This is a genomic window from Streptomyces sp. NBC_01288, from assembly GCF_035982055.1.
In the GTDB taxonomy this organism is placed as follows: Bacteria; Actinomycetota; Actinomycetes; order Streptomycetales; family Streptomycetaceae; genus Streptomyces.
The window spans coordinates 421,703-438,994 of sequence record NZ_CP108427.1 but is presented as its reverse complement, the minus strand read 5'-3'; the positions used below and the strand labels follow the sequence as shown (position 1 = coordinate 438,994).

Annotated in this window: 10 protein-coding genes; 7 read left to right on the top strand and 3 right to left on the bottom strand. The window is 69.9% G+C overall.

The features are described 5' to 3' along the window. The first annotated feature begins 14 nt into the window (after window positions 1–14). Window positions 15–3,152: an ATP-binding protein gene (locus tag OG194_RS02025; protein WP_327399052.1), complete on the top strand. Its 3,138-nt coding sequence runs from the start codon at window positions 15–17 to the stop codon at window positions 3,150–3,152. Here OG194_RS02025 and OG194_RS02020 read toward each other — a convergent pair. Together OG194_RS02020 and OG194_RS02015 are read right to left on the bottom strand one after the other, a co-directional pair. Beyond that, window positions 3,133–3,918, bottom strand: a complete 786-nt coding sequence (locus OG194_RS02020; RefSeq protein ID WP_327399051.1) for an ABC transporter permease — start codon at window positions 3,916–3,918, stop codon at window positions 3,133–3,135. The two genes, OG194_RS02025 and OG194_RS02020, sit on opposite strands and share 20 nt — an antisense overlap. Beyond that, window positions 3,915–4,901 (bottom strand): ATP-binding cassette domain-containing protein, encoded by a 987-nt coding sequence (locus OG194_RS02015; RefSeq protein ID WP_327399050.1) that lies wholly within the window; start codon window positions 4,899–4,901, stop codon window positions 3,915–3,917. Before OG194_RS02015 ends, OG194_RS02020 begins: the two co-directional genes overlap by 4 nt. Window positions 4,902–5,075: 174 nt before the next feature. Here OG194_RS02015 and OG194_RS02010 point away from each other — a divergent pair, with 174 nt between their 5' ends. After that, a complete protein-coding gene (locus OG194_RS02010) occupies window positions 5,076–5,522 on the top strand; it encodes an SRPBCC family protein (protein WP_327399049.1) in 447 nt (148 codons plus the stop codon). 27 nt (window positions 5,523–5,549) lie between these two features. On the opposite strand, the gene OG194_RS02005 is transcribed toward OG194_RS02010, so the two are convergent. Continuing rightward, on the bottom strand, window positions 5,550–9,635 hold the full coding sequence (locus tag OG194_RS02005; protein ID WP_327399048.1) for a discoidin domain-containing protein: 4,086 nt from the start codon (window positions 9,633–9,635) through the stop codon (window positions 5,550–5,552). 222 nt (window positions 9,636–9,857) lie between these two features. Here OG194_RS02005 and OG194_RS02000 point away from each other — a divergent pair, with 222 nt between their 5' ends. From OG194_RS02000 to OG194_RS01980, 5 genes are all read left to right on the top strand, one after another. Beyond that, on the top strand, window positions 9,858–12,014 hold the full coding sequence (locus OG194_RS02000) for a glycoside hydrolase family 27 protein (RefSeq protein WP_327399047.1): 2,157 nt from the start codon (window positions 9,858–9,860) through the stop codon (window positions 12,012–12,014). A gap of 106 nt (window positions 12,015–12,120) precedes the next feature. Beyond that, on the top strand, window positions 12,121–13,410 hold the full coding sequence (locus OG194_RS01995) for an ABC transporter substrate-binding protein (RefSeq protein ID WP_327399046.1): 1,290 nt from the start codon (window positions 12,121–12,123) through the stop codon (window positions 13,408–13,410). A gap of 1 nt (window position 13,411) precedes the next feature. Continuing rightward, window positions 13,412–14,347, top strand: coding sequence for a carbohydrate ABC transporter permease (locus OG194_RS01990; RefSeq protein ID WP_327399045.1), 936 nt, complete (start codon window positions 13,412–13,414; stop codon window positions 14,345–14,347). Further along, a complete protein-coding gene (locus OG194_RS01985) occupies window positions 14,347–15,195 on the top strand; it encodes a carbohydrate ABC transporter permease (RefSeq protein ID WP_327399044.1) in 849 nt (282 codons plus the stop codon). Before OG194_RS01990 ends, OG194_RS01985 begins: the two co-directional genes overlap by 1 nt. Next, window positions 15,192–17,258: an alpha-galactosidase gene (locus OG194_RS01980; protein ID WP_327399043.1), complete on the top strand. Its 2,067-nt coding sequence runs from the start codon at window positions 15,192–15,194 to the stop codon at window positions 17,256–17,258. Before OG194_RS01985 ends, OG194_RS01980 begins: the two co-directional genes overlap by 4 nt. Window positions 17,259–17,292: the final 34 nt, after the last annotated feature.

Below are 17,292 nucleotides of genomic sequence, written 5' to 3'. Positions count from 1 at the left end.
GTTAATCTGCACGGGTGAGCATCGACCTGACCCTGCTGCCGCGTGTCGCCTATCGAAGACAGGAGGTCACCGCGCCCCGTCTCCGCGGTCTCCTCGCGTTGCTCGCGGGTGACCTGCGCACCGGCTGTAGTACCGAGCGGCTGGTGGAGGGGCTGTGGCCGGACGAGTTGCCGGAGCGGCCGGGGAAGGCGCTCCAGGTTCTCGTCTCCAGGGCGCGGGCGCAGCTGGGCGCGGACCTCATCGTCAGCACGCCGACCGGATACCGGCTCGCCCTCGCCGAGGACCAGGTCGACAGCTCCGCCCTGCTGCTGCACGCCGCCGCGAGCGCGGACCGGGCCAGGGCCGGGGACCACACGGGATCGCTGGCCGAGTCCGAGGCCGGGCTCGCGCTGTGGGAAGGCACCCCCGACCAGGGGGGCGACACCGACGACCCCGAGGGCGGGTTGCGCGCCGAGCGCGTCCCCGTCCGCGACGCGCTCGTCCGCGCGCAGGCGCTCGCCCTCGCCCGCCTCGGACGGCACGCGGAGGCCGCCGGACCGCTGGCCATGGCCGCCGTAGCGCATCCGCGGGATGAGGAGGTGCTCGGTGAGCTGTTGCGGGGGGAGGCCGCGACGGCGGGGCCGTCCGCCGCGCTGACCCGGTACGAGGCGTACCGGCGTGAGTTGCGCGACGAACTCGGCACGGACCCGGGGGCCGGACTCAAGGCCGTACAGCAGGAGTTGCTGCGTGGCGAGGCGCCGGTGGCCCGACACGGTGTGCCGCACGAGCCGAATCCGTTGCTCGGCCGGGACGAGGACATCGCTGTGGTGGAAGGGCTGCTTCGTTCCTCGCGTGCGGTCACCGTCGTAGGACCCGGTGGCCTCGGCAAGACGCGGCTCGCGCATGCCGTCAGTCGGCGGGCCGAGCAGCGTGTCGTGTACTTCGTGCCGCTCGCCGGTGTCACCGAGGACGCGGACGTGGCCGCCGAGGTCGCCTCCGCGCTCGGCGCCGGTGCCATGAACGGGCCCGCCTCCGGTGACCCGGTGGCCGGCATCCTCGGCGTGCTCGGCTCCGGGCCCGCGCTGCTGGTCCTCGACAACTGCGAGCAGATCATCCGGGGCGCCGCCGACCTCGTACAGGCACTCGTCTCGTCGTCCAAGGACCTACGCGTGCTCGCCACCAGCCGTTCCCCGCTCGGCCTCACCTCGGAGGCGGTGTACGCGCTGCCGGAACTCGGTCTCGGGGTCTCGGTCGAGCTGTTCACGCAGCGGGCCCGGGCCGCCCGGAGCGGGGTGGAGCTGCCGCCGGACGCGGTGGCCGAACTGTGCCGGCACCTCGACGGGCTGCCGCTCGCCGTGGAGTTGGCGGCGGCGCGGGTACGCGTCCTGTCGGTCCCGGACATCGCCCGCCGCCTCGGCGACCGGTTCGCGCTGCTGCGCGGCGGCGCACGGGACGTCCCGGAACGCCACCGCACCCTGCACGCGGTCGTCGAGTGGAGCTGGAACCTCCTCGCCGAGGACGCCAGGGCCGCGCTGCGCACCCTGTCCGTCTTCCCCGGTGGCTTCTCGGGCGAGGCGGCCGAACAGGTGCTGGGCGACGACGCGTTGGTGCTGCTGGAGCAACTGGCCGACCAGTCGCTGCTCACCGTCGCCGACACTCCGGCCGGTGTGCGGTTCCGGATGCTGGAGACCGTACGGGAGTTCAGCGCGGCCCGGCGTACCGAGACGGGCGAGGACGAGGCGGCCGTAGACCAATTCCTTGTCTGGGCGCGGGAGTTCGGGGTCGCGCATCACGATGTGCTCTTCGGGTCGGACTCGCAGGCCGCGTGGGAGCGGATCAAGGTCGAGCAGGACAACCTCGTGGCGGCGCTGCGGCATGCGCTGGCGCGGGCGGACGATCCCGCGACCGCTGCCGTGACCGCCGTCCTCGCCAGCTTGTGGTCGACCGGTACCGACTACCCCCGCCTCATCGCCCTCACCGAGGACACCGGACCGGCGCTGTCGCACTACCACCCCGCGCCCGCATACGTCGAAGTCGCCCGCACCGCGGCGGTGTTGGGCACGGTGACCGTGTTCATGGGCGCCGGACCGCGTGCCGTACGCCAGCTCGTCACCCTCCGGCGCCTGCCGCCTGCCCCGCCGACCTCGTTGATGCGCGCCACCGCGATCGTGCTGAGCGCGATCCCCGAGATACGGCGGCCCGACTACGACGTGCTGCGCAGGCTGTGCGAAGGCGAAGGCGGCGAGGGGCCGTTGCTCTCCGGTATCGCCGAGTGCGTGGCGTGCTACGTCTGGGAGTTCGAGCACGACATCGAGCGCGCGCTGCTCTCCGCCCGCCGAACTGTCGTAGGGCTGGCGCGAGTTGACAATCCGTCCGTGCAGCTCATGGTGCACTCGCGGTTGAGCGAGCTGTGTCTGCGGACCGGGCGGGGCGAGGAGGCGTACGAGCATCTCAAGGCGTCCCTCGCGGTGCTGCCGCGGCTCGGTGACGGGCACGACTACGTCGGTATCCGTTCGCTCCTCGTCCTCGCCTGTCTCCAGCGGGGTGACGCCGACGAGGCGGAGTACTGGCTGCGGCAGGCGGAGAGCGACAACACCCCGCCGGAGGACGACTTCTACCGGCCCGATCTCGGCGGGCGCGCCGAGATCGCGCTCGCCCGCGGGCTGACGGAGGTCGGACTCGGCCTGTGGCGCGGCGCCGTGGAGCGCATGCTCGCGGCCGGTGCGCTGCGCGACGAGAATGCCTGGCTCGACCCGTGGGCGTTCATGGTCCAGGCGGTGGCCGTGACGGCCCACGCTCGGGCCGGACGGCTCGCGCTGGTCGAGGAGTTGGTCGACCGGCTGCGTCGGCGGCTGCGGACGCTGCTCGCCGAACCGGTCGGCTCGCCCTCCGAACTCCCCTTGCTCGGGACGATGTTGCACGCCCTCGGGATGGTGGGGCTAGCGGCAGACGAAGGAGACGAAGGCGCCGTACGGATGATCGCGTTGGCCGAACGGCTGGGCGTGCTGCGGGAGTTCCAGCCGACGATGTCGGCGGACCTCGCCCGGCAGGCGGCCGAGGACGCCGACGGGGCGGCGTACACCGACGCGGTGTCGGAGTACGCCGCCCTGGGGCGGGACGAGTTGCGGGAGGCGGCCCGCGCTGTCATGGCGACTACTTCGGGTCGCGGTTGAACGCGGCCGTGGACCAGCGGTAGCCGAGCACGGTCAGGCCGACGCACCAGGCGAGCGCGATCCACCAGTTGTTGCCGATCTCGGTGCCGAGCAGCAGGCCGCGCAGGGTCTCGATGGCCGGGGTGAACGGCTGGTACTGGGCGATGGGCTGGAACCAGCCCGGCATGGTGTCGGCCGGGATGAACGCGCTGGAGATCAGCGGGAGGAGGATCAGCGGCTGAGCGCTGTTGGCCGCCGCCTCGGCGCTCGGGCTGACCATGCCCATCCCGACCGCGATCCAGGTGAGCGCCAGGGAGAACAGTGCGAGCAGCCCGAACGCCGCCAGCCACTCCAGGACCGTGGCGTCCGTGGACCGGAAACCGATGGCCACGGCGACCGCGCCGACGAGGACGACGCTGGCGACGCACTGGATCACACTGCCGACGACGTGCCCGACGAGCACGGACCCGCGATGGATCGCCATGGTCCGGAAGCGGGCGATGATGCCCTCGTTCATGTCGGTGGCGACCGACACCGCGGTGCCGATCACGGTGCCGCCGATGGTCATCATCAGGATGCCTGGGACGAGGTACGCGACGTAGTCGGAGCGGTCCGCGCCGCCGATGCCCGTGCTCAGCACATCGCCGAAGATGTAGACGAAGAGCAGCAACAGCATGATCGGCGTGAGCAGCAGGTTCAGGGTGAGGGACGGGTAGCGCCGTACGTGCAGCAGGTTGCGGCGCAGCATCGTGGACGAGTCACGGACGGCGAGGGAGAGGGTGCTCATCGGACGTTCTCCTTGGGCTGGACGGGCACGCTGGGCTGGTGGGGGACCTTGGCGCCGCCGGTGAGGGCGAAGAACACGTCGTCGAGGTCGGGGGTGTGCACGGTCAGCTCGTCCGCCTCGATGTCGGCGGCGTCCAACCAGTCGAGAATGGCGCGCAGTTCACGCTGGCTGCCGCCGCTGGGGATCTGAAGCGAGAGCGTCTCGTCGAACCGGGTGACCTCGCGCAGGGCCGTCGCGGCGGACTGGTAGGCGTCCGGGTCGGTGAACCGGAGCCGCACGTGGCCGCCCGGGACGAGCCGCTTCAACTCCTCGGCGCTGCCTTCGGCGACGAGCTTGCCGTCGTTCAACACCGCGATGTGGTCGGCGAGTTCGTCGGCCTCGTCCAGGTACTGGGTGGTGAGGAAGACGGTCGTACCGCCCGCGACCAGCTCCCGGATGATGCCCCACATGTTGTGCCGGCTGCGGGGGTCGAGGCCGGTGGTCGGTTCGTCGAGGAAGATGATCCGCGGGCTGCCGACCAGGGTCATGGCGAGGTCGAGGCGGCGCTTCATACCGCCGGAGTAGGTGGACGCGGGCTTCTTCGCGGCCTCGGCGAGGTCGAAGCGCTCCAGCAGCTCGGCGGCGACCCGCCGTCCCTCCTGCTTGGACAGGTGGTGCAGGTCCGCCATGAGGAGCATGTTCTCCTCGCCGGTGATCAGACCGTCGACGGCGGAGAACTGTCCGGTGACACCGATCGCGGCCCGCACGGCCTGCGCGTCGGTGGCCAGGTCGTGGCCGCCTACCCGCAGCTCGCCGGCGTCGGCGGTGACGAGGGTGGAGAGGATCTTGACGGCGGTGGTCTTGCCGGCGCCGTTCGGACCGAGCAGGGAGAAGACGGTACCGGCCGGGACGGCCAGGTCGATGCCGTCGAGGACCGTCTTGTCCCCGTAGGCCTTGCGCAGCGCGGTGGCTGAGATCGCGAGTTCATGGGTGGTTGTCGTCATGCCGCAGAGCTTGCGGCAGGGCGCATTCAGCTCGGTTTCACGGCGGTTTCAGTGCCCTGGAACCGGCGGGAGCGCTGACAGGGAGCACGGGCGGAGCCGCGCCGATAAGCTGATGGTGCTCGGCACATCAGCGCGCACCCAGCCAAAAACTCCCACCGCAGCACAGGAGGAATCGTGGCCGGACAGTTCGAGGCGACAGCCGAGGTCAACCGCCCCGTCGAGGAAGTATTCGCCTTCCTCGCCGAGGGCACGAACGACCCCAAGTTCAGCCCGAGGGTCCAGAAGATCACCAAGTCTCCCGAGGGCCCGACGGCCGTGGGCACCGTCTTCACCAGCACCGTCAAGGACGCCGGTATGAAGACGGGCCGCACGTTCCGGATCACCGAGTTCGAGGCGCCCCGTCGCATCCGCTGGACGGAGACCTCCAAGAACACCGTGACGGCGGACGAAGGTGGCTACGACCTCGAAGCCACCGGTCCGGGCACGACCAGGGTGAGGATCTTCAATGTCCTCGAAGGCCACGGCATCGGAAAACTGCTCGTGGGCTTCGCGCTGGGTGCGGCACGCAAGGACGCGCCCGGGTTCGGGCAACGGATCAAGACGGCGGTGGAGGCCTCCTGAAAGACCGATGTCTGGGAAGCCCGGCGACTAACTCGCCGTCGACGGGCGGCTGTTGTACGCCTCCACCTCCAGGAGCGGACGACCTGAGGCCAGGGCCCGGGTCGGCCAGGACAGGGTGACGGTCTGGGACTCGTCGGGCAGCAGCCATAGGTAGTTGTGGCTGTACAGCGTCGGCAGGACGCGATGACCGGTCGCGCCGTCCTTCAGTGAGAGGCGGACCATCGCGGCGACGGCCGACCCGTGATTGCGGACGGTGGCGGTGAGTTCGGTACGGGCTCCGGAACGGGACACGCGCCCGAGCGACGCGGAGACCTTCGTCTGCGGCGCCTTGCCCAGTGCCCGCATGGCGGCCGGTGTGCGATAGCGCCAGTACGTGTTGCGCGACAGGACCCGGCCGTCGCCGCCGGTCAGGGTCAGGCGGAGGAGATGCAGGTCCGGCAGGTCGTCGGTCCAGGCCGCGGTGAACGCCTTCGCGGTCGCGGCCGGTGCGACGTCCAGCCGGGTGGTCTTGTTCCCGGTGAGCCGACGGCCCGTCAGATCGAGCAACTGCGCTGAGACCACGGCGTTCTTCAGGCCGCCGCGCGTGTGGTTGACCGCGATGACCCGGCCCTCGGGATCGGCCTGGACATGCAGGGGTTCGCAGGCCGAACGGGCGCCGTAGTACGTGCCGTTGACGTCGAAGTCATAGTCGTAGGTCTGCCAGACCGTGCTGTGCCACGCGGGATGGGACATCCACAGCATCAAGCCGCTGGCGTTGTCCCAGAGGTTGGCGTTCCATGCCTCGAACATGGCGCGCGTGTTCTCGTAGTTGACGAACTGGGCCTTGCGCGCGAAGTCGTCCAGGCCGGTGGTCGTGCCGAGGCGCGCCTCTACGGCCGCCTTGTACGTCTGCGGTGCCTGGTTCCCGCGCTCGCTCCAGTCGTGGTAGTACCAGGCGCCGCGAATCGGCCACTCGGGCTCGTCGCCCGTCATGTTGCGCATACTGGCGGCGGTGGAGACGACGGGCATGCCGATCTCGGTGTGGAAGCCGAAGTCCTTGCTGCCGTAGGTGGTCGGGTCGAAGTACTTCTCCGGTTCCACCCAGCCGTACGGTCCGCCACCGGTGATGATGCCGCCGGCCGAGTTGTTCTGGTAGAGGATGCCGGGGGCCTGTCCTTCCACGGCCTCGCGCATGCCCTGGTCGATGGCGGCGGGCGGGTTGCCCTCGTTGGCTCCGCACCAGATGACCACGCTGGGGTGGATGCGGTAGCGCAGGACGGTGTCCCGGGCGATCGAGTTGAAGGCGTCGTGGTCCGGCGGGTCCATGCCCCACGCGTTGGGGAAGTCGTTCCACACCAGGATCCCGTGCTCGTCGCAGGCGGCGAAGAACTCCTCCCGGTCGGACGTGCCCACCCAGTTGCGGATCATGGTGAAGTTCATGTCGCGGTGCATGCGTACGGCCGCGTCCATCCGCTCCGGCGGCATCCGGCGCAACAGCTCGTCCCAGCCCCAGTTGCCGCCCCGGGCCAGCACCCGCACGCCGTTCACGCTGATCTTCAACGGGTCGGGGGTGTTGGACACCGACTTCACGTCGGTCCACGTGTCCGCGTCGTCCGACACCTGGATCACGTAGGTCTTCGGGTACGCGGACTCCCAGAGGATGGCGACCCGGTCGAAACGTTTTGACGCTCCGAGGTCGACCTGGATCCACTGGTGGTCCTCGTACTCCGAGGACCAACGGGTGCTCGTGTCACCGTCGGTGGCGTGCGCGGCCGGGTTGTCGGGGTCCTCGGTGGACGCGGTGGTCTTCTGGTGCAGGGCCAGGTCGGTGCCTGGCGCGGTGCTGTCCACGACGCCGAGGGACCACAGGGAGTTGCCCCAACTGGTATTGCGCAGGCCGCAGTTGATACGGACGTAACGGGCGGTCCGGGCAGCGAAGTCCTCCACCTGGAGGCTCGCGTTGCCGTTGTTGAAGGGCAGCGGAACCGCGCTGTTGTCCACCGACACGGCATCGGTCCAGGTGGCGTTGTCGGTGGAGACCTGCACCAAGTAGGTCTTCGCGTACGCCTGTTCCCAGGTCAGGTCGACCCCGTCGAAGGACTGCACGGACCCCAGGTCGACCCGGATCCACTGGTCGTCCGTGTAGGCCGAGGACCAGCGCGTGCCGGGATCACCGTCGGTCACGTTGCCGGCGGCGTGGTCGTTCCCGTCCGTGCTCGACGCGTCGGCCTGCGCGTGCAGGGCCAGGTCGGTGGCGGGCCGCGCGCTGTCGCGTACGGCCAGGGTCCACAGGGAGTAGCCCCAACCGGAGGCCCGGGTAAGGCACTTGACGCGCACGTACCGGGCCTGTTGCCGGTCGAACGTCACCGACTGGGTGTACGCGTCACCGGAGTTGGCGAACGGCAGCGGCACCTCGTACTCGTAGCCGAACTGACGGATGCCGAACCGGGTGGTGCGGCGGTCGCTCTCGGAGCCGTCGAGCGTCGCGGTGAGGGTGAGCTTGTGGAGGGCCGGGTCGCCCAGGCCGTTGGGCCACCACAACTCCGGGTTGCGGAGGCGTAGTTGGCCGAAGACGGCGGGCGTGAACGTGACGTCGACGCTCGCGCCGGCCGGTACGGTGACGACCTTGCTGACCCGCACGTTGTCGAAGGCCGCCGAGACCGTCGTCCTGTGGTCGGTGGTGTCGGCGTTGCGGACCGGGACGACGATCGTCAGTTCGGCGGTCGACACCTGGGGAAGGTCCGGCAGTACGGTGTCGACACGCGGGTCGCCGATCACGACATGGCCGGTCGTTCTCAGCCGGACGTGGTTCCAGATGCCGGCGGCCCGGTCGCGTACCGCCGGCATCCAGTCCCAGCCCGAAGAGGCCAGGTAGGTGGGGGAGTTGAGGTTCATCTGGTTGGCGCCCGCGTCCACCCAGGACTCACCGGCCGGGCCCTTGTCACCGGGGCTGCCGGGTACCGGCATCGGCGTGATCTTCACAGCGAGCGCGTTGGCTCCACCCGCTGCGAGCAGCTCGGTCACGTCGTGGGACGAGCGGGCGAACGGGTAGGCCAGACTTCCCACTTGGTGACCGTTGAGCCAGATGTCGGCCGTGTGGTTGATGCCGTCGAACTCCAGCCAGGTCCGCCGCCCGGCACCGGTGCGCAGACCGCGCGGCAGCTCGAACTCCCGCCTGTACCACCACGAATGACGTGACAGGGCCTCCGGGATGTGGAGGTTGTTCAGTCCGACCACGGGGTCGGGCAGCTTGCCCTGGTCCACGAGCGAGCCGACTACCGTGCCGGGGACGGTGGCCGGCAGCCAACCACCGGTGTCCACGGACGCCTTCGACAACTGCGCGCCGTCGCCCTCGGCCCAGTCGTCCAGCGTCAGTCGCCAGCCGGACTCCACCGGGACCGTGCCGTCCTCGGCCACCGTCAGCTTGGGCGCCGGTCCGGAGTGGGTGCCCCAGTCGGTCCAGCCCGTGGCCGACGGCCGGTGGCCCGCGACGGTGCCGTAGACCTCGAAGCCGTTCAGGCCGAGGGGGTTGGGGTTGGAGCGTCTGAGGGAGGTCAGCCGGACCCAGCGGGCGGTGACCGGGCGCGTGGGCTGGATGTTCACCACTCCGCCCGTGCCCGCCGTGGTGCGGTACGCGCTGGTCCAGGTCGTGTGATCGGTGGACGTCTCGACGACGTACTCGACCGAGTAACTGGACTGGATCTCCTTGCCCGTCGTGCCGTCGGCCGGGTTGCCGGTGGTGGGCGGGGTGAACACCGGGTCGCTCGCGTCGGCCTCGAAGGTGAGGCGGATCGAGGTGACGGCGCATGCGGCCTGTAGGTCGATCGCGATCCACTGCGGATCGCCCGCCGCAGCCCGCCAACCGCTGCCGCGCACGCCTTGCGAGCCGAGGCGGTCCACCACGAACTCACCCGGCGTCGGCGCGTAGGCCGTCGAGGAGACGGACACGGGGCGGTGGAGCGCGAGTTCGCCGGGTGTGCCGGGGGAGGAGGGCGCGGTCCCCGTGCCGGCACCGGCGGCGGTGGCCGTCGACATGGGCAGCAGAGAACCCAGGCCGAAGCCCGCCAGCAGGGTGGAACCCGTGGTGACGACGGAACGGCGCGACAGGCGCGGCGAACTCGATTGATCTGTCATGAACGTGATGTCCCATCAAACGTCGGCGGCACTGACAACGTTGCCAAAGGCTGTGACGCGCGAGAAGCTGTGTCAACCCCTGATGCAGCCTTCTAATAAATTAGGAATTAATATTGACAGGATTTCGGTCGCGCGCCACAGTCGTCGCCGTGACGCCGGAAGCCCCTGTCGCAGTGCGGCCCGCGTCACGTCCTCCTGCTTCCCAACCCTCGGGAGAGGCAAGTGACTTCACATCCGCAGGTCCGCACACCCGCGGCTTCGAGACGGACGCGCCGTGCCACCGTCGTCGCCATCGCGACCGTACTGGCGGCGACCGCCGCCCCGGTGGCCACGGCGCAGACCAAGGCATCCGCGGCCACGGCGCAGACCGGCGTCGACCAGGGCGCACCCGACTACTACGACAGCGGCCTCGCGCCGACGCCCTACATGGGCTGGAACACCTACTACGGTCTGGGCGCGCCCACGGAGCAGCAGGTACGCTCCGTCGCGGACAAGCTGGTCAACAGCGGTCTGCGGGACGCCGGTTACGACATCGTGTGGCTCGACGGCGGCTGGCAGGCCGACAACCCGCGTGACGCGCAAGGGCGGTTGGTCGCCAACCCGACCCGCTTCCCCTCCGGTATCCCCGCCCTCGTCTCCTATCTGCACAAGCGCGGCCTGAAGGCGGGCATCTACACCGACGCCGGCGCCTACGACGGCGGCAAGAGCTGCGGGCTCGGCAGCAGGGGCCACTACGACGCGGACGCACGGCAGTTCGCCGGCTGGAAGGTCGACGCGGTCAAGGTCGACTTCCTGTGCGGCATCGGCGCCAAGCTCGATCCGGGCCCGGCGTTCAAGGAGTTCAGCGACGCGGTGGCCAAGTCCGGCCGCAAGATGCTCCTGAACCTGTGCAACCCGCTCACCGACGACTGGGGCCTGCCGCACACCCCCGAGCAGGACGCGCACAACACGTACGTCTACGCCCCGACGATCGCCGACTCCTGGCGCACCGGCACGGACATCGCCTGGGGCACCCCGAGCCCCGGTCAATGGCCCAACATCCTGCGCAACATGGACGCCAACGCCTGGCACCCCGAGGCGCAGGGACCCGGGCACTACAACGACCCGGACTACCTCATCCCGATGCGCCAAATGACCGACGGCACACTGGAGTTGACCCAGGAGGAGTCCACCACGCAGTACGTGATGTGGGCCGAGATGGGCTCACCGCTCGTCCTGGGTTCCGACCCGCGCACCCTGTCGGACTCGATGCTCGACACTCTGCGCAACCCGGAGATCATCGCCGTCGACCAGGACCCGCTGGCCGTCCAGGGCGTACGCGTGGCCAGTGACTCCGTCGGCGACGTCTACAGCAAGGTCCTCACCGGTGACGGCCGACGCGCGGTCGTCCTGCTCAACCGGTCCGACCAACCCGCCCTGCGCACCGTGCAGTTCGCGGATACCGGGCTCGGCGGGTCGGTCCGGGTGCGCGACCTGCGGGCTCGCGCCGACCGGGGCTCGCACACGGGGTCGTACACCGTCGAGGTCCCCGCGCACGGCACCGCACTCCTGAAGCTGACCGGAGCGGACGCCCTGCCCGGTACGAACCTGGGCCAGAAGACCACCGCGAGTCCGACTGTCGTACGTGACGGCGACAGGCTCACCACCTTCCTGCGCGGAGCGCACGGCTCGCTCGTCCAGCAGACCGACGGCAGGACGAAGGATCTCGGCGGTCCCGCGAAGGGCGGGATTCTCGGCCAGCCCGCCGCTTACGCCTCGGCCGGCGGTCGGATCGACGTCTTCGTGCGCGGGGCCGACTCCCGGGTGTACCGGCGGGTCTACGCCAGTGGTCGTTGGGGTGCGTGGCAGAGCCTGGGCGGCCAAGTGGCCGACGCGCCGTCGGTGGCGTTCACCGATCCCGCGCACTGGACGCTGTTCGCCACGGGCACGGACGGGCAGGTCGTGCAGCGTGGGCCCTCGACCGGCTGGACCTCGCTCGGCGCACCCGGTGGCCGGGCGGTGTACGGCCGGCCGTCCGCAGCCGTGGACGCGCAGGGGAAGGTGCAGGTCGCCGTGCGCAGCGCGGCCGACGACGTGTGGACGCGGTCCCGGGACGTGTCGGGGGAGTGGTCGCCGTGGGCGTCGGTCGGCGGGACCGTCAGCGGGAGTCCGACGCTGGTCGCCGTAGGGGATGCCGTGGTGCTGTACGCGCGGGCCGCCGACTACACGCTCTGGCAGCAGCGGTACGAGAACGGTGCGTGGCAGGGCTGGACCAAGCAACAGGCTTTCCCCAGCGGCGCGTTCGACGGTGCGCTCGGGGCGGTGGCCGGGCCGGGCGGGACGGTCGACGCGGTGTTCCGCGGAGTCGACGGCTACGTTCACCTGACCCAGTTCAACTAAATTAGTAATTATTCTTGACGTGGTGGGGACACCACGTGAATCTGGAACCGCGTGCATCCGGATCTGCGTGCATCCGGATCCGCGCGGGATCCACAGGGAGCCATTCATGACGAACCATCAGCCAGACCGACGCCGTTTCCTCGCCGGACTCGGTGCCGCGGGGACGGCGGCGCTGCTCAGCGGCTGTGTCACCTCCACCTCCTCCGGCAAGAGCTCGTCGAAGGGCGCGGTGAGCCTCCAGTCCAACCTCTCCGCCCCGCAGGCCAAGGCCGCGATGCAGGACCTCGTCGCCGCCTACGCCAAGAAGGGCTCCGACCGCGCGAGCCTCAACACGGTCGCGGCGGAGACCTTCCGTACCCAGCTGCCGACGTACCTCACCTCGGCCAACCCGCCGGACGTCTACACCTGGTACCCCGGCTCGGTCGCGGACGCCTACGCCAAGAAGAACCTGCTGCTCGACCTCGACGAGGCGTGGAGCACCTCGCCGGACCTCAAGCGCTACTCCAAGGCGCTCAACTCGCTGTGCACCGCGAGCTCGGGCAAGAAGGTCTTCGTGCCCAACACCTATTACTGGTGGGGCATGTTCTACCGGAAGTCCAACTTCGCCAAGTGGGGCGTGAGCGAGCCGAAGAGCTGGGACGAGTTCCTCGACCTGTGCGACAAGCTCAAGAGCAAGGGCGTCACCCCGATCGGGCTGGGGGCCGGCGGCGGCACGGCCTGGGTGGCCTCGGCGTGGTTCGACTACCTCGACATCCGGATCAACGGCGCCGAGTACCACCGCCAACTCCTCGCGGGGAAGCACCGGTTCGACGACCCCGAGGTGCGCAAGGTCTTCGACCGCTGGCAGGAGGTGCTGCCGTACTTCGACCCGAACGGCGCCGCCGTCGCCTTCCAGGACGCGTCGACCTCCATGCTCAACGGCCGCAGCGGCATGATGCTCATCGGTACCTTCTTCGCCGACGCGGCGCCCAAGAGCGCGCTGGACGACATCGACTTCTTCCGCTTCCCCGTCATCGACTCCAAGGTCCCGCTCGCCGAAGAGGCGCCTGTGGACGGCTACTTCGCCAGCGCCCGCACCGGCCGCCACGACCAGGTGATCGACCTGATGAAGTACCTCGCCACCACCGAGGCCCAGGAGATCTACATCAAGGGTTCCTCCGGCACCGTCCTGCCCTGCAACCCCGACGCCAAGGACGCCGGTACAGCACTGGTCAAGAAGGGCCGCAAGCACGTCGATTCGGCCGTGGAGATCACCCAGTTCTTCAACCGGGACTCCAGCGACGCCCTCCAGCCCACCGCCGACAACGCGTTGATCAAGTTCCTGGCCAAGCCCAAGTCGATCGGGAGCATCCTCACCGACTGGCAGCGCGACGCCGAGAAGATCTGGAACGCGTGACATGGCCGTCCTGACCGCGCCCGACCGGAAGTCCCCGACCCCAACGCCCGCCAAGGGCAAGCGGGTTCGGGGCCCCCGGCGCACCTCCCCGCTGGTGCTCGCCTTCGTCCTCGTCCCGCTTCTCGTCGAGGCGGTATGGGTGTTCTGGCCCGCCGTGCAGGGCTTCTACCTTGCCCTCACCGACTGGGACGGTGTCTCCGCACCGCGGTTCGTCGGCCTGGACAACTTCCGGGAGATGGCCCACGACGACGTCTTCCGCAGCGCGGCCGGCCACACCATCCTCTGGCTCGTCCTCTTCGGCGGCCTGTCCGCCCTGCTCGGCCTGGCCGCAGCCCTCTTGCTCCAACAGGAGCGGCGCGGCGTCGGCTTCTACCGAGCGGCCCTGTTCCTGCCGGTCGTCTTCTCCCTCGTCGCCACCGCCCTCGTCTGGCAGGCGATCTACCAACCCGACGGCGTCCTCAACCAACTCCTCCAGTCCGTCGGCCTCGGCAGCCTCCGCCACGCCTGGCTCGCCGACCAGGACACCGCCCTGTACGCCGTGATCGTGCCCGCGCTCTGGCGCCAGATCGGCTACGTCATGGTCCTCTACCTGGCCGGCCTCAAAGGCATCGACCCGGCCCTGTACGAGGCCGCGAAGGTCGACGGCGCGAGTGCGTGGCAGCGCCTGCGGCACGTCACGCTGCCCCAACTGCGCAGTGTCAACGCGGTGGTTCTGTCGGTCATCGTCATCGACTCACTGCGCTCCTTCGACGTCGTGTGGTCCCTGACCCGCGGCGGCCCCTACCACTCCTCCGAGCTGCTGAGCACCTACATGTACTCAACCGCCTTCCAGTCCCTACGACTTGGCTACGGCTCCGCGCTCGCCGTCGTCATCTTCGTGCTGGCCTTCGGCGTCATCTGCTCCTACCTCGTCCGCGCGTTCCGGGAGGCCGACTGATGTCCGCCAACTCCACGGCCCTGCGCCGCAAGCGGGCCGCGACCGCCGGATTCCACCTGGGTGCGGGCGCGCTGGCGATCCTGTGGCTGCTGCCCATCGCCCTGGTCCTGGTGACCAGCCTGCGTTCCTTCGACGACATCGCCACGCACGGCCTGGGCAGCTGGCCGCACTCCTTCACCCTCGGCAACTTCCGCCAGGCATGGGTCGACGGCGGCCAGCAGCGCGCCCTCATCAACAGCCTGGTCGTCACCATCCCCTGCGTCCTGATCACGCTGGCCCTCGCCGCCATGGCCGCCTTCGCCCTCAGCCGCTACGAACTCCCCTTCCGCCGCTCCCTGTTGCTCATCATGCTCGGCGGCAACCTCCTCCCGCCGCAGATCCTCCTCATCCCGGTCTCCAAGCTCAGCGAAGTGATGGGCATCTTCGACACCCTGCCCGCGCTCATCGGCGTACAGATCGGCTTCGGCGTCGGCTTCTACGTCTTCGTCCTGCACGGATTCATGCGGTCTATCCCGGCGGAGATCCAGCAGGCGGCGGTCGTCGACGGCGCGGGCCCCTGGCAGATCTTCTGGCGGATCATCCTTCCGCTGACCCGGCCCGCCCTGGCCGCGCTCAGCGCCCTCTCCTTCACCTGGATCTTCAACGACCTGCTCTGGGCGATCACCGTGCTGCGCAGCGACACGAAGATGCCGATCACCGCGGCGCTCATCGGACTTCAGGGCCAGTTCGTGTCGATGTGGAACGTCATCGCGGCCGGTTCCGTCATCGCCGCCGCTCCCACGGTCGCCGTGTTCCTGCGCTTCCAGCGGCACTTCGTGGCCGGGCTCAACCTCGGGGCGGTCAAGTGACCCACCAGCGCTGGACGTTGCGCACGGAGAACACCAGCTACACCGTGCGCCTGTCCCCGGACGGCCCCTGGGCCGAACTCGACGCATGGGGCCCGCTCGGCGTCGAGGACGGTCCCTCCGCCCTGGACTGGTCGAGGCGGACACACTTCATCACACCCGCCGACGCGGCGCCGGCCGAGTATCTGCCGTACGGGCTACGGCCGTTCACCGGATCCGAGCTGGTTGCGTCGCGTCCGGACGGCGAAGACCGGGGCGTGTGGTGGGAGTTCGTCGGGGCGGAAGCGGACGAAGGCACGCTACGACTCGCGTTCCACGACGAGCTGTTGGGCCTCCGGACCGTCCTTCACTACGAGACCGTGCCGAGCACGGACGTGATCCTCCGCTGGACAGAGTTCACCGCCGCCTCGCGGGAACTCCGCCTGGAGCGGCTCGACTCGGCCGCCGTGAACATCCCCGTCACCGGCGTCGCCCGCCTGACATACCTCACGGGCCAGTGGTCGCAGGAGTTCCAGCGCACCCAACTCGACCTGCCCAGAGGCACGTTCAGCATCGGCAGCCTGCAAGGTGTGCCGGGACACGCGTACGCGCCCTGGCTCGCGGTGCAGGACGGCGAGTCGCCGGCCGCGTACGGTATCGCCCTCGCCTGGCCCGGCAACTGGCACATCACCGCAGAGGCCGAACCCGGCGGTTCCGTGCGGGTCCGGGCGGGCCGTGTCCCGCACGAGGGGGCGGTGCTGCTCGCACCCGGCGAGACCCTCGCCACCCCCCAACTCGCCTGCGCCTTCAGTCCGGAGGGCCTCGACGGACTCTCCCGCGTCTGGCATCGCTACGAGCGACACCTCACCGGCCAACGCCTGCACCGCCCCCGCAAGGTCCTCTACAACTCCTGGGAAGCCACCGGCTTCGACGTCGACGCGGCCGCGCAACTGGAGCTGGCGAAGACGGCCGCCGACATCGGGGCCGAGCTGTTCGTCGTGGACGACGGCTGGTTCACCGGGCGCGCCGACGACACCGGGGGACTGGGGGACTGGTGGCCCGACCCGGCCGCCTTCCCGCAGGGCTTCGACCAATTCATCGTGGACGTAAGGGCGTTGGGCCTGGACTTCGGCCTGTGGGTCGAACCCGAGGCCGTCAGCCCCGGGAGCCGTCTGTACGCCGAACACCCCGAGTGGGTCTACCGAATAGAGGGCCGCCCCGGCCGACTCGTCCGCAACGAGCTGCTCCTCGACCTCGGTCGGACCGACGTCCAGGACTTCGTGATCGGGACGCTCGACCGGCTGCTCGGCACCTACGAGATCAGCTACCTCAAGTGGGACATGAACCGCCCGCCCACCGAGCGCGGTCGTCCCGGTGCCGGCCGCGTCGACCTGGACGCCGAGCACGTGGCCGGGTATCTGCGCGTCCTGGACCACCTCCGTTCCGCCCACCCCGACGTCACCATCGAGGGCTGTGCGGGCGGCGGCGGGCGGATCGAGCATGCGACGATCGCGCGCACCGACGTCGTCTGGCCCAGCGACAACACCGCACCGCTGGACCGGCTCTCGATCCAGTACGGGTTCCTGCACGCGCACGCCCCGCACGTCATGAGTTCCTGGGTGACGGACGCGCCCGGCATCTTCGATCCACGTCCGCGCAGTCTCGCCTTCCGTTTTGTCAATGCCATGTGCGGGGTGCTGGGTGTCGGTGCCGACCTGCGCGCGTGGACACCGGAGCAGCGGGCCGAGGCCGCCCGGTGGATCGGCCGGTACAAGGAGGTGCGGAACGTGATCCACCATGGTGAGGCGCGACTCCTCGGTACGCCGGAGGAGCCGAGCTGCGGGGTCCAGTACGACGCCGGGGACCGGACCGTCGTCGCCGCGTTGAGCACCGGGCGGCTCGACGGGGCGCCGCTCGTGCCAGGGCGGGCGGACCGGCTTCGGCTGCGGGGACTGGACGCGACGGCGCGCTATCGGGACACGGCGACGGGGACGACGTACAGCGGAGCCCATCTGCTGCACTACGGGCTGCCGTTCGCGTGGAGCGGCGATCATGATGCCGACCTGATCGTGCTGCTGCGTGAGTGAGCCCCGTATGTTTCCGGCAAGCCCTTTCTCGCGA

Coding starts and splice junctions, on each gene's coding strand:
- OG194_RS02020 (WP_327399051.1), bottom strand. CDS start 3,918: ATGAGCACCCTCTCCCTCGCCGTCCGTGACTCGTCCACGATGCTGCGC.
- OG194_RS01990 (WP_327399045.1), top strand. CDS start 13,412: ATGGCCGTCCTGACCGCGCCCGACCGGAAGTCCCCGACCCCAACGCCC.
- OG194_RS01985 (WP_327399044.1), top strand. CDS start 14,347: ATGTCCGCCAACTCCACGGCCCTGCGCCGCAAGCGGGCCGCGACCGCC.
- OG194_RS02015 (WP_327399050.1), bottom strand. CDS start 4,901: ATGACGACAACCACCCATGAACTCGCGATCTCAGCCACCGCGCTGCGC.
- OG194_RS01995 (WP_327399046.1), top strand. CDS start 12,121: ATGACGAACCATCAGCCAGACCGACGCCGTTTCCTCGCCGGACTCGGT.
- OG194_RS02005 (WP_327399048.1), bottom strand. CDS start 9,635: ATGACAGATCAATCGAGTTCGCCGCGCCTGTCGCGCCGTTCCGTCGTC.